This window comes from Vibrio sp. V39_P1S14PM300, from assembly GCF_009904765.1.
Classification (GTDB): domain Bacteria; phylum Pseudomonadota; class Gammaproteobacteria; order Enterobacterales; family Vibrionaceae; genus Vibrio; species Vibrio proteolyticus.
Window position 1 is genome coordinate 1 of record NZ_WXWP01000055.1, and the last position, 14,090, is coordinate 14,090.

Consider the following 14,090-nt stretch of genomic DNA (forward strand, 5'->3'; position numbering starts at 1 on the left):
TCTTACTTAGTAAGGTTTAATATCAATAACAAAGCAAGCAATCTGGGTACGAATCTTGATTGGGGTGGAAAACGATAATGCAACGCAAATGGATGTGGATTCTCGTCGCCGCCATCTTTGTCTGGCTGGCTCACTGGGGCAGTAAAGAGATTGCGCGTCAATGGCTGACACAACAGGCACAATACGATTCACAGCAGAATCTGCTCAATTACATCGGTGACATACGCCGTGCTCTGCGACGCTTCTATCACCTGCCTTATCTGGTGACCAACAATGCCGATACCCTCGCACTGGTTAGTGGGACGGGAGCCAATGCCAGTGATCTCAAACAAGAATTGATTCAACTGGATAAAGCCGCCAACACTAAAGGCTGGTACATATTGTCCGATCAGGGAAACATTCTTTCGGCAAGCCTAGACGGCGAGCACATTAGCTTGTCCGATCGCCGTGCAATTGTCGAACAAATCCAAACTCAGGGGGAAGGCACGTCTTTGGTGAGCAAAACCCGGGGAGCCAGCCCGTTTTACTATCTGGCAGCACCGGTTTTTGACAACCTGACCATCGCAGGCATTGTCGTGGTTCAACTCGATTTGCGGCTGCTGACCGAACAGTGGTTAACCAGCCAGGACATCATCTTGCTGCAAAACCATCTCAATCGCTTTTTCTTGTCCAGCAGCAATACCTACACCGCAGACTGGCTCAATGAACCACTAAATCAGGTCGAAATTCAACAAGATCGCTTGTATCAGGGTAGCAAAGTGACCCGCTGGGTATTGGATGGTAAGGCCTACTTTGCACAAACCGTACGTCTTGATGATCTCAAATGGCAACTGAGTTACCTCTCTCCCACCGCTCCCATTAATCAACTTTCGGCGGCGGTGGGCTGGATTGTGTCTACCGCTATGCTGGTGTTTTTCCTGCTTGGTGTGATCCGCTTCCAACGCCGGCAAAAAGAAATCAGCCAACAACGAATTCAGGAACTGATCACCGAATCAGAACAAAGATTAAATCAGATGATCAACAAGACCCAAGTTGGTCTGTTATTGCTTAACGGCGAAGGCCAGATCATTGACATCAACCCGATGGCCAAGCGCCTGTTTGTCTTGTCAGACAACATGATCCGCGCCCTGAATTCATGGGAGTTATTCGATACGGGTAATGACAGCTCCACCACGCTGAATTTACTGCGTGATTTGAATAAACACCGCGAGCTGGCGGAGATCAGTGGTGTTGAAACGCTCGCCCGAAGAAGTGACGGAACCTTGTTCCCTGTTTTATTTTCCCTCACCAGTTTTCCACTTCACGGCCAACAACATTACCTCGCCACGGTCTCGGACATCAGCAAGCGGAAAAAGGCGGAACAAGCACTGCGAGAAGCCAATGACCTGCTTTCCTTGCGGGTGGAAGAACGGACTGAGGCTCTGAAACAGGCGCAGTCGCAGCTGATCGAGGCGAGTAAAATGGCCGCGCTTGGGCGCATGTCCAGTGCCGTCACTCACGAACTGAACCAGCCGCTTACAGGATTAAGAACCTTGATGACCACCAACACACTGTTGATGGAACGCGGCGATAAAAAAATGATTGAAGCCAATAACCGTTTGATGGATAAGCTGATTGACCGGATGGCAAACATGACCCGACAACTCAAAACGTTCGCTTACAACAAGCCAGAACGGCTGTCAGCTATCTCCTTTAGCGAGGCACTTCAGGAAGTGCTGCGCATCTATCAGCAGAGACTCGAAAACATTGATGTACGAATCCGCGTACCGGCCGAGGTTCCTGATGTGCTGGGGGAAGAGCAACGCCTGCGTCAGGTATTGGGAAATTTGATATCGAATGCCATTGATGCCATGGCTGTGTCCCCTTCTCCTCAGCTGACGGTTTCAGTCAGCGAGACCAACACCACACTTGAAGTACAGATCACAGACAACGGTTGTGGGGTTGAGCCCTCACAGTTGGCGACGATATTTGAACCATTTAGCACCACCAAAAAGATGGGCGAAGGCCTCGGACTTGGCTTGTCCATTTCGGCCAACAACATGCGTGATTTAGGCGGTGAGATTTCCGCAGCACTCAATCCGGCAGGCGGCATGACATTCCTGCTGAAGTTTCAATTGGCATAAAGAGTCAGCGTGTTAGAATACGCGCCCTTAACCGGGTTCAGTACTTTTATCCAACTGATCCTGATCGTTACTCGTCAAATCCGGGATTCCCATGTCATTTTCAAAACTTGGCCTTAAACAAACACTGGTAAACGCGGTCACTGACCTTGGTTACGAACAGCCGACGGCAATCCAACAGAAAGCTATTCCGATTGTCTTATCCGGTAAAAACCTGATCGCCGCCGCTCAAACCGGTACCGGTAAAACCGCCAGTTTTGTTTTGCCTATTCTGGATCGACTCAGCGAAGCTGAAACCCAACGTAAAAAACGCATTCGGGCACTGATTCTGGCACCGACACGGGAACTCGCGATCCAAGTTGATAACAACATCAAACAGTATGCGAAGTACCTTAACCTCACGTCGATGGCGATGTTCGGTGGCGTTGATGATAAGGTGCAAAAGCAACGCCTGATCGACGGTGTGGATATTCTGGTGTCAACACCAGGCCGATTGATCGATCTGTACGGTCAACGAGCGGTCCACTTTGATGAAGTTGAAGTGCTGGTGCTGGACGAAGCCGACCGCATGTTAGACATGGGCTTCATCGAAGACATCAATAAAATTATCGCTCGCCTGCCTGAAGATGTGCAAAATCTGCTGTTTTCAGCGACTTTGTCAAACCCTGTACGCGATCTGGCGAAATCCGCCATTACCCACCCGGAAGAAATTACGATCGCGAAGCACAGCGCCTCCAAATCGAATATTGAGCAATGGCTGGTGACGGTGGATAAAGACATGAAGTCCAGCTTATTGGCGCATATGATCACACACTTTAACTGGCAGCAGACGCTGATTTTTATCGAGACCAAACACGGTGCTGCGAAACTGGTGTCTCAACTTGAGAAACGAGGCATTGAAGCTGAGGCTTTCCACAGTGGCCGTAGCCAGGCCATTCGCGAACAAGTACTGGCCGATTTTAAACAAGGTAAGGTGAAGTTTCTCGTCGCGACCGGTGTTGCCGCACGTGGTATCGACATTGAAGATCTGCCGCGAGTTGTCAACTACGATCTACCTTACCCTGCTGATGAATACGTTCACCGTATCGGTCGTACCGGGCGCGCAAACGCGCAAGGGGAAGCGGTGTCTTTTGTATCAAAAGACAACTTCAAAAACCTGTGCATGATCGAAAGTCGTCTGGGTCATTTGATCGAGCGACGCGAGATTGAAGGGTTTAAACCGCGCAAAGAAGTGCCAATCTCAATCCTTAACTACGTACCTAAAAGCAAGCGCCAATCGACGAATAAGAACAGCGAGTAAGCAGATATGCCCTCTCGTCCACCTCGCCGAAGAAAAGGCCCATCACGCCGTTCAGAGCAGTAAGGATCTTTCGATAACGCCGGCACTCGCTGGCGTTTCTCTTCCAAGCAGCTTATGACCACAAACCTGCTATTCGCCCACTTTGTGTCACGGTACCATCTTCGTGGCTCAATTAGCCATCAGGTTATACGTCTGTTGTTCCCCAGCGCCTTGAATTGAGCGTTCGCTGTTTTCAACCAGAAAAACCGTCGCCGTTTGTTTCAATACTTCCCATTCGGCATCGTCGACAAATATGCCTTTTTCCCAAGACTCGGCTTGCACGAGATTGAGCTCTTCCCCTTCGATATGAGTGGAGTATCCCTGTGAGCTTACCTCGATGTCGAAATCATACACCGACAGCTCTATGATCATGCTGTGAGAATCAGCGCCATGATCCTCATTCACCTGTTCGGAGAAAAACACTTCTGGAGCAACGTGTCCTCGGTTCAATACATACAAGGTTCGCTTTGGGCTGGAACCATTCACCCATTGAGCGCGGCATGCAATCCCCTTCGAGGAGAGTTTTACCAGTTCGCTGTAAGCCAGCCAGCGGTTGTGGCATTGGCGAAGTATAATTGTTGCGGATTTGTTGTTGATCATTTTCTCCAGTGCAAAATCTAATACCACAGGCAGATGGCACGCTACGCTGCTGTTGTTTAGCGAAACATCAATGCTCGACTCTGTGTGCTTGTTGATGGAGACAGCGCAGTCTGAATCCAGATTGAGAAACGTACTGGCATTATTAAAATGCCTGACACCACCTAATCCCACCATCTGCAGATCCGCTACCATGTTGGCGATTAAATCCGCTTCGCCACAGTGGCGGCGCATACCAAGGAACGCTCTGTTTACCGCAGCAACCAGCTCATTGTGAGAGACAATCATAATGCAACACCTCCATCGATTCTTTGATTGTTGCTTCGCTCGATATCCCCTCGTTCTGGCATGATTGGGAAAATCCATGTATCGGTGTAATTCGGGTCGTGAATTTCATCGAGTAACGGGGCGCCTTGGAAAAAGGTCACACGGACCCAGCGGTCTGAGCGCGGGTCAAACTTTGTCGCGCCGAAAATGGCCAACTTACAGCGAAGCAAATGCATTGGTAACGCATCTTTACGGAGTACGTTCATTTGGATATCACCCATGGCACGATTGCCAAGCGTCCACACCCGACGCGTAATCGCACGGTATTGAGGCTTTTTCAGCAAGAACTCCGCTAATGACGTTTCTGATTGGCATTTTTGTAGCGTGCGGTAAAGACGGTTTACTTGTCGACCAATATCGAGTGGCAGTTCTCGCTCTTCTCCAATCTCTTCTCCACGAACACCGAGTCTTGGCTCTTCTTTATCTTGCGATCGGTACCAAAACCAATAGTTGTTCTCCGGTAGCGAGTAATCGGCGTCAATCGACCAGCGATATCGGTGTTCTAGCACTTGCAGAACATCCTGAACACTTTTTCCCCCGGGGATCGAAAGTGACTCGTCAGTGTTCATTTGGTTTTCAAATTCATCAACCAAAGCTGGGTAGAGTTCAATCAAACATGATATTAGGATTTCTTGGGCCTCCAAACTCATTGTGGAGGTTTGCTCAATTAAACTCGCCCAATTTGAATGCGCGACCATCAACGCATTCAAATTGACTTGTAACGTTTTGATGTCCTCTTTCGCCTGATGGTTAAGTTTATCTTGATGTGTGTTGATCGTAACCACTTGTTCCAAGTGGCGCTGTGCTTTTGAAAGTAACGTTTGCAGAGGCATCTCTAACGCTACGGCGTCACATGGCTGTGCCAGTACGTTCGCAATGGCACGCTCTCGTGATGTCATCCATTGATCGACAACACATGGGTGGTTGATCAAATATGGCGCCATGCCTAAACCTGTCGCGTTGCCCACACCAAGATAGCGCTGCAAGCCTTTATGAAGCGTAATGGCGTTGCCTCCGCCCTGTTGATAAGCCAGGTAATGCACCCAGTCAAGGCTGAACTCTCTGAGCATGTAAACCGCACACATTTGCGCACTGAAAGACTGACTAAAGTCTGGGTTGTTCTCCAGCAATTTGAAGTCGGCAATACCAAACTTGCCATTACCATAAACCGCGGTGGTTCGTAGGATGTAGCCGACGTCTGCGAGCTCTTTAGGTTCTGGTTGTTCTCCTTTTGATAACGCGCGAACAATGTGTTCAAATACACGAACACTCTTATTCGCACGTGCGAGAACCAACACGTTGTTCGGGTTACGTCCGGCCTCTTGCAATGGTACATTGTCTCTGAGTTGCTCTAGAAGCTCTACATTGACGTCACCCTTCACGAGGGCAAAAGTCACGTCCCATTTTTCGGCAATGACTCGGTCATTACGCTCTTCATCGGCAATTTCGTCACAAAACACCACCAAATGGTAAACGTGTGCTGGAGTCACCAATTTGTAGATCACATGACCAAATCCACGTGGGCACAGTTGCCACTCATGTTTGCTCACTTGCCACTCTTGACTCGCCATTTTTCGAATCAAGCTTCGGACAAAGCTGATTCGGTTCTGGTGCATAGCGCCTAGCCTGTCTGGTGCCATCACAATATCGGCATCGCGAAGTTTTACTTCAGTGTAAGTAGAACGATGTGCATCCATTTTGCTCACCACCTATTTTTTATTGTAAGAATCTAGACTTGTACCGGTACAAGAGGAGACACCCGCACAAGCTCCACGTTATTGAATGTGATTTTTAAGAATTTATAGCCCTTGCTCTTTAGCCATCTTGATGGCGATCTGCGGAGCATTCCAAAGTGATGGCAACAAGATTAACGACACTGGAACCGCTGTTATCACGATGAAGGACTGCAAGGCGGAAACGCCACCAGAGCCGAGCGATATAAGAATCAGTGCCGTGATGCCCATTGCCCCCCCCCAGAAGGTACGAATAATGGCATTTGGCTCCGTCTCACCACTGATCACCACACTGATGGTGTACGTCATCGAGTCACCCGTAGTTACGATGAAGATGGTAGTCAAAATCAAGAACAAGATTGACACCAGCATCGGCATTGGTAATTGTTGAGTAACAGCGAGCAACGCGCCTGGTAAGTTAAACCCTTCAAATGCCGTACTTACACTACCTGGGTTCGCAATTTCAAACGCCAAGCCCGACCCACCAACGATGGTGAACCAGAAACAAGTGGTCAGTGGCGCAACAATACTGATGGTAGAAATGATTTGGCGAATGCTGCGGCCACGAGAGATACGAGCAATAAAGATCGCCATCATCGGTCCATATCCCAGAAACCAGCCCCAGAAGAATACCGTCCACCAGCTCAGCCACCCTTCATCACCACGATAAGTCGCCATTGGAATGAAGTTATCTAGCATGGTACCAACACCTTGAATGTAACCATTGAATATAAAGTCTGTTGGACCAAACAGCAGAATGTAGACCATCAATGCCATTGCTAAGATCACGTTGTACCGACTCAGCATTTGCATACCACGATTTAGACCACTCAAAGCCGATACGGTATACAGCACAATCGCAAACAGAATGATGATCAGTTGTGTGGTAAAGCCGTCGGGAACATCAAATAACGCATTTAACGCGTAACTAACCTGCAAGCCTAAGAATCCAATTGGGCCAATTGTCCCCGCTGCTACCGCGATGATGCAGCACGCATCAATCAATGCCCCCGTTTGACCTTTTAGCGCTCTCTCACCCAATACTGGATAAAGCAAAATACGAGGTTTTAGCGGCAAACCTTTATCGTAGTGCAAGTGCATCACCACGATAGAGGTTAAGCTGCCAACGATTGCCCATGCCAGGAACCCCCAATGCATAAACGACTGTGACAACGCGTTAATAGCAGCTTGCTGAGGATTGTCTTGCGGACCATACAAAGGTGGTGGACTCACGTAATGCGCGATAGGCTCTGCCGCCGCCCAAAATACGCCACCGCCTGCTAAAAGCGTACAGAAGATGATGGCCATCCAACGGAAACCATCCATTTCAGGCTTCGTTATTCCACCTAAAATCACCTTGCCTGTTCGCCCTGCAGCCAAGCCAAGACCAATAAGAAAAGTGAGAAGAAGCAGTATTTGCCAATACGGACCGAAGACTTTCACCGACCATGCAAAACCCGCATTAACGAGGGTTGAAAGCAGTTCACCATCATAGAGTGCGATGGCAACAAACAGAGCAATAAAGCCGCCGCTGTACCATAGCGCAGGATTGCTCAACCCTAACTTATCTGGTGAATTTACTGTTCCTGATGTGTCGCAATGTTGCGCTGGGTGCTTCTGCGATGACACACTCATCGCAGAAGCTTTCATGCTATTGGTTAAATCAGACATACTCTGACTCCAGAGGTTAATTGCAGCGGCCATAACGGCTGCAAAAAGTGACGTTAACACCCGCCTTGTTATTATTTTTTGAGCGGGCTACTCCATGTTTACTTGGGTTACACAACCTAGTTAGCGTCTAGCCCTTCGTTCAAAAAGTTAAACCAGTTTTCACCCAGGATTTTTCCTGCCTCGGATTCACTGAATCCATGGCACTTTAAGCCGTTGTAAATATTTTCCATTCCTTTGCTACCGCTAAACCAAGGCAGCGCATCAGGCCAACCCGCATTGCTTGCGTCCCCTTCGCCGTAGTCCATTGCTTTTGACCAACGGCCATTACGCATCCACTCAAGCACTTGTTGTGGTTGGTTTAAACAAAGATCACTACCAATACCCAGGTGTTCTACCCCAAACAGGTCTGCGGTCTTTGCAACCATCTGGCAGAAATCTTCTAGCGTACATTGGCTACCATTCGGCAAATGGAATGGGTACAAGCTAAAGCCGATCAATCCACCGCGCTCGGTCAGAGCCTTAATGACAGTGTTGGATTTGTTGCGCAGTGCATCATGAGCAAAAGTTGGGTTAGCGTGACTGATGCAAATTGGACGAGACGAAAAGTCAATTGCTTCCAACGTTGATCGCTCTGCGCTGTGTGACATATCGATGATCATACCAACACGATTCATCTCTTCGATGACTTGCTTTCCAAATCGTGTTACGCCAGAGTCGTTCTGCTCGTAACACCCTGTCGCCAACAAACTTTGGTTGTTGTACGTCAATTGCATAATCAGCAAGCCCTGACGGCGCATGACCTCAATTAAGCCAATTTCATCGTCAATGGGAGAACAGTTCTGCGCACCAAAGAAGACACCGACTTTGCCTTCTGCTTTTGCTTTCTCTACATCTGCCATCGAGTGAATTGGCATAATCAAGTCTGCGTTTTGCTCGAAGCGCAGATTCCATTCAGCAAAGCGAGTGAGGGTGTCTCGTGCATTTTCGTGATAGACAATCGTGGCATGCACAGCTGTAATGCCGCTTGCCTTCAGCGTTTGAAAGTATTCTCGATCCCAATTGCAGTACTGCAATCCGTCAATCACAATCCGTTGTTGGTACATAACCACTCCTTAAACGTTGATGAGCCTTTAAGGTGGGTAGACAAATACTCAGCTACCCTATTTCAATTACTCAGTAAGGACGTTGATAAGCGGTTTTCACCACGGTGTAGAACTCTTTCGCATACTGACCTTGTTCACGTGGACCAAAGCTTGATTCTTTGCGACCACCAAACGGCACGTGATAATCCGTGCCCGCAGTAGGCAGATTGACCATGACACAACCTGTCTGTATTTGTTGCTTGAAGATGGCACTGTTGCGGAGACTTTGAGTAATAATGCCGCCCGTCAAACCAAAGCGAGTATCGTTCGCCACGGCAATCGCCTCCTCCAAATCAGACACTCGAATCACACTCGCCATTGGTGCAAACACTTCTTCTTGGTTCACTTCCCAGTGGTTTTGTGTATTAAGGAAAAGCGTCGGTGACATGTAGAAGCCTTCGTGTTGCAGATGCAGACGCTCTCCACCAAATGCCAACTCAGCGCCACTTTGCCTAGCTTTCTCAATCCATTCGAAGTTGGCATTCAGTTGGTTACCATCAACCACTGGCCCCATAAAAATGCCTTCTTCTAGCGCATGACCGACTTTTAGTTCGCTCATACGTTTGATCAGCGCTTCAACGTAAGCATCGTGAACGCCGTCCATAACGATCAAACGCGAAGACGCAGTACACTTCTGACCAGCACCAGAAAAAGAGCCTGCAATGGTCGCTTCGACAGCGATCCGGATGTCTGCATCATCGGCAACCACCAGCGCGTTCTTACTGCCCATTTCTAACTGACAACGTACAAAATTCGGTGCAGTCGCGGCAGCGACTTTACGTCCGGTATCGACAGAACCGGTAAAGCTCACGCCATGTATATCTTTCGAGTTGATAAGCGTGTTGCCCACTTGCGAACCGCTGCCCAAGACAAGGTTGAATGTGCCTGCAGGCAAGCCTTGACGATGGATAATCTCCGTCAGCGCAACCGCACTTGCCGGAGTCAGATTGGCGGGCTTCCATACTACGCTATTGCCAAAAGCAAGCGCTGGCGCGATTTTCCAAGCAGCAGTCGCGGTTGGGAAGTTCCAGGGAGAGATAATGGCGATAACGCCAACGGCTTCACGAGTCACCTCAACGGAGACGCCTGGACGGACAGAAGCTGCGTTATCACCAATTTGACGCAGCACTTCCGCCGCAAAATACTGGAAGAACTGACCCGCGCGATAGATCTCACCGCGGCCTTCAGCAAAAGGTTTACCTTCTTCACGCGAAAGCAGCGTACCAAGCTCATCACAACGTGCTATGAGCTCATCCCCAATCGCCTGCAGAACCGCTTGTTTGCGTTCAATCGGCGTTTTTTCCCACTCTGGTTGCGCGACTTTCGCTGCTTGAATGGCTAGTTCAACTTGTCCTTCACTCGCCTGAGCAAAGTCACCTAAGTTTTCACTGATGTCTGAAGGGTTAATATTGGCAATGGCATTGACACCAGCTTGCCATTCACCTGCAATGTAAAGAGATCTGTCTGCTTGAACATTATTGATAAAAGTCATTGCTCTGTCCTTATTCTTCCTGACGTTCGGTGGCTTTCCACCAACCCACTAATCTCACTGGTAAAGCCTAAACATGAGGCTCTGATTATTGTTCTCTACTCTGGTTGGCTTGCTGAGGCGTACACCACAAACTCCACCAGCATTTCTTCGCGTGCCAACCCCGCTACGACCATGGCAGCACGATTTGGGTAAGGTGCTTCAAAGTATTCGGCGTAGATATGGTTAACGGTTTTCAGATACTCACGATCGGTCACATAAATCAGTACTTGCAGGACAGAGTCGAGCGATTCCCCTGCACATTCCAGTGTGTGAACCAAATTATTGAAGGTTTGACGAGTTTGGGCTTCGATACCGCCTTCCACGACAGCACCTGACTCATTAATTGGGATTTGGGCAGTATATAAGGTGCCATTGTTAACAATGGCCCATTCCAATGGCGCTTTAGACGCAAACAGCGCTGTCTTAACTGAGTATTTGTGGGTAGAAGTCATTACGTGCCTTTCAACCTTTGTAAAAACTATGTTTCAAGATGGTTAAATGCTGCACATTGACACGTGATAAATCGAACGGTAAATTTCTTACATTTGATAAGAAAAATCTATCACCACTATTAACAACAAGATAAATAAAGGGATTACTAAGGTTTTTATCGTGAGTATCAAACTTCAACAATTAAAGCATTTTGTGATGGTGGTCGAAGAAGGCGGCTTTCGCGCCGCATCCCATCGAGCAAACCGTTCCCAGGCGGCGTTATCAACATCCATCAAAGAACTGGAAAAACTCCTCGGGCAAACTCTATTTGAGCCGGGCAATAAATCCAAGCTGACACCCTTCGGTGAAATCTGTTTGCCTAAGATCATTCAGTTTCTGAACATCTACAATGCACTGGATAACGATTTGAAGGCCGCAGCCGCTGGTCAGCAAGGCCGGGTCCGTATCGCTAGCGTACCTTCCGTAGCTGCCAAGCTTATTCCTAGTGTTTTAGGCGCGTTCTGTGAACAGTTTCCAAATGTTGAAGTGAGCTTGATTGACGACAACGCATCAGGGGTTGAAGCCCGTCTGTTGTCCGGAGAGGTCGACTTAGCACTCGGTAATCCATCTCACCTGGATGACAGGACTATCGAGTTTACACCGCTGCTGTCCGATCCGATTGGCGTTGTTTGTTTAAAAGACAACCCTATCGCCAATCATCCAGAAGGTATTGAGTGGCAGACTCTGTTAAAACAACCTTTTATTAGAAATGGAACATGCACTTTACTTGATCCAACACCGGCTCGAGCCTTGAGTGCGCAAGCGCTCTACTCCGTCGAAAATATCACCTCATTATTCTCTGTTCTGGAATTAGGGATAGGTATCACCACACTGCCGAAACTGGCGTTTCCGACCAACGAAACTCGCCTCGTATGGATCCCGCTTATCGATCCGCCCTTAAAAAGGCAGATTGGCATTTTCACTTTGAATGACCGCACAATCTCACCACAAGCGAAAGCGTTTCAAGATTTGTGCGTCCACTATCTGCAGCTTCAGAGTGAATAACCTTGCGCCAGGCTCGTTCCTTTTTCATTCTCGCATTTTGCGGATACTGTATCTTCCTGGCTTCCCGGATACAGTACGGAGGCCAGTAATACGTCCGCCATCTGCATCTCCGCTGGCACCGTGACCGGTTTTGACTTCTCGTCATCGTCATCTTGTGAATCGGTGACGACAAAATATACCGGCTCACCCGATGACTTCTCTTTGGGCAACGTCACACTGACGTGGTGAAAACGCTGATTGAGGCGTCCGACCAAAGGTACACCTTCAATCCGTATACTCCCCACTCCCAAACTGTCAGCCATCGACTTGATCTCTCCTTGCGCTGTCGATGAAGGCTGGATCGATATCGTCACTTGCGGCGAGTTTGCAATCAATACCCCGCTTAACGTACCGAAGTCGCCCCCTTGAGCAAGTTCACTGAAATTAAAAGGCGGTGGGACAACGAAATGATAGCCTGTAACCGCTCGTCCACAGTTTTGGCTGGCTTGCCAGATAGGGTTGCTATAAAACCAGCCACTTGCCGAACTGGAACTGAAATCTGCTCTGAATATCGGCACGTAAATATACCCCTGGTATACGACATCAATCGTGACTTTTCCGTCCGATGCAATCTCCCCCAGGTTAACTGCCTGACCTTGGTCGTTCGAGAACATAACTTTACCCTGCATCGGATAAGCCCCCGCTTCTGTCGTCTGTTGACGTTTTGAGTCCGAACTGACAGTAAAGCTCAGGCTGATCACCCGGCTTTTATCACTGAGTGCGTTTTGAATTTCTGCCAATGACAAACCTATCGCATACCCTGGCAACAGGTTTGGCGAGACTTTTCCGTTCACCGGATCGAACACTTCAACCCCACCGTTGGCATGTGTAGGGTGCTGCGCATTGTTCAGTGTTTGTTCTAGCGCATTAGTGTTGACTTGCAACGTATCGTTTACCGCTTTGACCCGGGAATACAGATGAAAATACAGCGTTATTGTAGGCAGTAGTATCGCTCCGTCTGAGGGCATCTCGGGCAGATACCTGATTAGGTTTGGCAAGTTAACCAACTGGGTAAAACTGAGAGGTGCCAGGTTCTGTTGATCACGTGCACTCCAAAGGTAGCCAATGACATAGGTGAACACAAAATCCAACTTGGTGGATATCCCAACCTGAAACTCGGTGAGGGCTGTGTTTGCACTTTCGATCTGAGCGTCAGTGATCACACCGTAAATTTGCTCATATGTTTGCACAATGTTATTGCTGAGTTGTTCCAGTGATTTCTGTTGTTGAGACAAGAGCGTTTGTTGCCAGATACTTAAATGGTAGGTCGTTCCGGACAGGACTTGAATGTAGGCATTGGTAAAGCCATTACCCTCTGATAACTCTACCGTACCCAAAACAGGCCCAGGCAACACTCGCGAGCTAACATATTCATAAGTGTATTGATTAAAAATCAGGTTTTCGTTCACATACCAATATGGGAAACGAGCATATTCAGGATCCAGTACCACCGCCACATCATCATCCAGACTCGGAGGCAACACTTTGCGAAACTCTTGGGTTACATATTGATAGTATCCACCCAGAGCCTCGTAATCCGTGTCGCTCCTCAGTGCCGTGTTCGTTCCCACTTCACGCTTGATTGGCTGCACACCTTGCATGCAAGCATGGTCGTACCCCGCAGATTCAACCTCACACGGCACTTGCGTATAGGCGCTGAACGTAATCAGCCATCCTAAAATACACCAAAGGGTTAAACCGCGAGTAAACATTGGATTTCTCCTTGTTCTCACCCACCAATCTGGAGGTATTAAACGATACCTTTGCTCAATATCTGTCGTGTACTTACTATTAACAAAAACGGAAAACAGGCTGGAGAATATCTCCTCCAGCCTTAACGTCTAAGTGGCAGTTCGATAGTCAAGACACTGCGACTATTTCGAACCAGGGTTAGTTACCGCTCCTGCGATAACGAAGCCTTGGTGCTGGAATTCAGGTACGGTCAAAATTTCCTGAGACGGGCTGAACGTCAGTGTAAACTCATTGTTGGTTGCCCCCTGCTCATAGCTGCTACCAGAAGCCCCCGCATCAAATGACCCCAGAGAAATAAAACCAAATAGTTTCAGGTTCCCAGATGTGTGAGTACTCCATGCT

10 protein-coding genes and 1 pseudogene are annotated in these 14,090 nt (G+C 48.4%); 3 read left to right on the forward strand and 8 right to left on the reverse strand.

Features of this window, described 5'->3' with window-relative positions:
- Nucleotides 1–77 precede the first annotated feature (77 nt).
- Together CAG65_RS02760 and CAG65_RS02765 are read left to right on the forward strand one after the other, a co-directional pair.
- On the forward strand, nt 78–2,123 hold the full coding sequence (locus CAG65_RS02760) for an ATP-binding protein (protein WP_021705190.1): 2,046 nt from the start codon (nt 78–80) through the stop codon (nt 2,121–2,123).
- A 91-nt stretch (nt 2,124–2,214) separates the two neighbouring features.
- A complete protein-coding gene (locus CAG65_RS02765; protein WP_021705189.1) occupies nt 2,215–3,420 on the forward strand; it encodes a DEAD/DEAH box helicase in 1,206 nt (401 codons plus the stop codon).
- Nucleotides 3,421–3,588: 168 nt separating this feature from the next.
- On the opposite strand, the gene CAG65_RS02770 is transcribed toward CAG65_RS02765, so the two are convergent.
- The 6 genes and pseudogenes from CAG65_RS02770 to CAG65_RS02795 form a co-directional block, all read right to left on the reverse strand.
- Nucleotides 3,589–4,344 carry a DUF3726 domain-containing protein gene (locus tag CAG65_RS02770; protein ID WP_021705188.1) on the reverse strand — a complete coding sequence of 252 codons (756 nt, stop codon included), beginning with the start codon at nt 4,342–4,344 and terminating at the stop codon, nt 3,589–3,591.
- On the reverse strand, nt 4,341–6,080 hold the full coding sequence (locus CAG65_RS02775; RefSeq protein ID WP_161452015.1) for a hypothetical protein: 1,740 nt from the start codon (nt 6,078–6,080) through the stop codon (nt 4,341–4,343). The genes CAG65_RS02770 and CAG65_RS02775 overlap by 4 nt, the downstream gene beginning before the upstream one ends.
- 102 nt (nt 6,081–6,182) lie before the next feature.
- Nucleotides 6,183–7,688 (reverse strand): annotated as a pseudogene (locus tag CAG65_RS02780) (BCCT family transporter); the annotation flags it as partial.
- 215 nt (nt 7,689–7,903) lie between these two features.
- The gene (locus CAG65_RS02785; protein ID WP_161448197.1) at nt 7,904–8,890 is read right to left on the reverse strand and encodes a membrane dipeptidase; all 987 of its coding nucleotides are present in this window, start codon (nt 8,888–8,890) and stop codon (nt 7,904–7,906) included.
- Nucleotides 8,891–8,960: 70 nt separating this feature from the next.
- The gene (locus CAG65_RS02790; RefSeq protein WP_161452019.1) at nt 8,961–10,421 is read right to left on the reverse strand and encodes an aldehyde dehydrogenase family protein; all 1,461 of its coding nucleotides are present in this window, start codon (nt 10,419–10,421) and stop codon (nt 8,961–8,963) included.
- A gap of 95 nt (nt 10,422–10,516) precedes the next feature.
- On the reverse strand, nt 10,517–10,912 hold the full coding sequence (locus CAG65_RS02795) for a RidA family protein (RefSeq protein ID WP_021705183.1): 396 nt from the start codon (nt 10,910–10,912) through the stop codon (nt 10,517–10,519).
- 160 nt (nt 10,913–11,072) lie between these two features.
- On the opposite strand from CAG65_RS02795, the gene CAG65_RS02800 reads away from it, so the two are divergent.
- Nucleotides 11,073–11,957, forward strand: coding sequence for a LysR family transcriptional regulator (locus CAG65_RS02800; protein WP_040902549.1), 885 nt, complete (start codon nt 11,073–11,075; stop codon nt 11,955–11,957).
- On the opposite strand, the gene CAG65_RS02805 is transcribed toward CAG65_RS02800, so the two are convergent.
- Nucleotides 11,945–13,708 (reverse strand): hypothetical protein, encoded by a 1,764-nt coding sequence (locus CAG65_RS02805; protein WP_161452022.1) that lies wholly within the window; start codon nt 13,706–13,708, stop codon nt 11,945–11,947. The genes CAG65_RS02800 and CAG65_RS02805 overlap by 13 nt on opposite strands.
- A 162-nt stretch (nt 13,709–13,870) precedes the next feature.
- The coding region (locus CAG65_RS02810; RefSeq protein ID WP_161452024.1) for a hypothetical protein at nt 13,871–14,090 on the reverse strand (220 nt) is incomplete at its 5' end.

What these genes read in the sequence shown, in the direction of transcription:
- CAG65_RS02760 (WP_021705190.1), top strand. Translation starts at nt 78, where the DNA reads ATGCAACGCAAATGGATGTGGATTCTCGTCGCCGCCATCTTTGTCTGG.
- CAG65_RS02765 (WP_021705189.1), top strand. Translation starts at nt 2,215, where the DNA reads ATGTCATTTTCAAAACTTGGCCTTAAACAAACACTGGTAAACGCGGTC.
- CAG65_RS02770 (WP_021705188.1), bottom strand. Translation starts at nt 4,344, where the DNA reads ATGATTGTCTCTCACAATGAGCTGGTTGCTGCGGTAAACAGAGCGTTC.
- CAG65_RS02775 (WP_161452015.1), bottom strand. Translation starts at nt 6,080, where the DNA reads ATGGATGCACATCGTTCTACTTACACTGAAGTAAAACTTCGCGATGCC.
- CAG65_RS02785 (WP_161448197.1), bottom strand. Translation starts at nt 8,890, where the DNA reads ATGTACCAACAACGGATTGTGATTGACGGATTGCAGTACTGCAATTGG.
- CAG65_RS02790 (WP_161452019.1), bottom strand. Translation starts at nt 10,421, where the DNA reads ATGACTTTTATCAATAATGTTCAAGCAGACAGATCTCTTTACATTGCA.
- CAG65_RS02795 (WP_021705183.1), bottom strand. Translation starts at nt 10,912, where the DNA reads ATGACTTCTACCCACAAATACTCAGTTAAGACAGCGCTGTTTGCGTCT.
- CAG65_RS02805 (WP_161452022.1), bottom strand. Translation starts at nt 13,708, where the DNA reads ATGTTTACTCGCGGTTTAACCCTTTGGTGTATTTTAGGATGGCTGATT.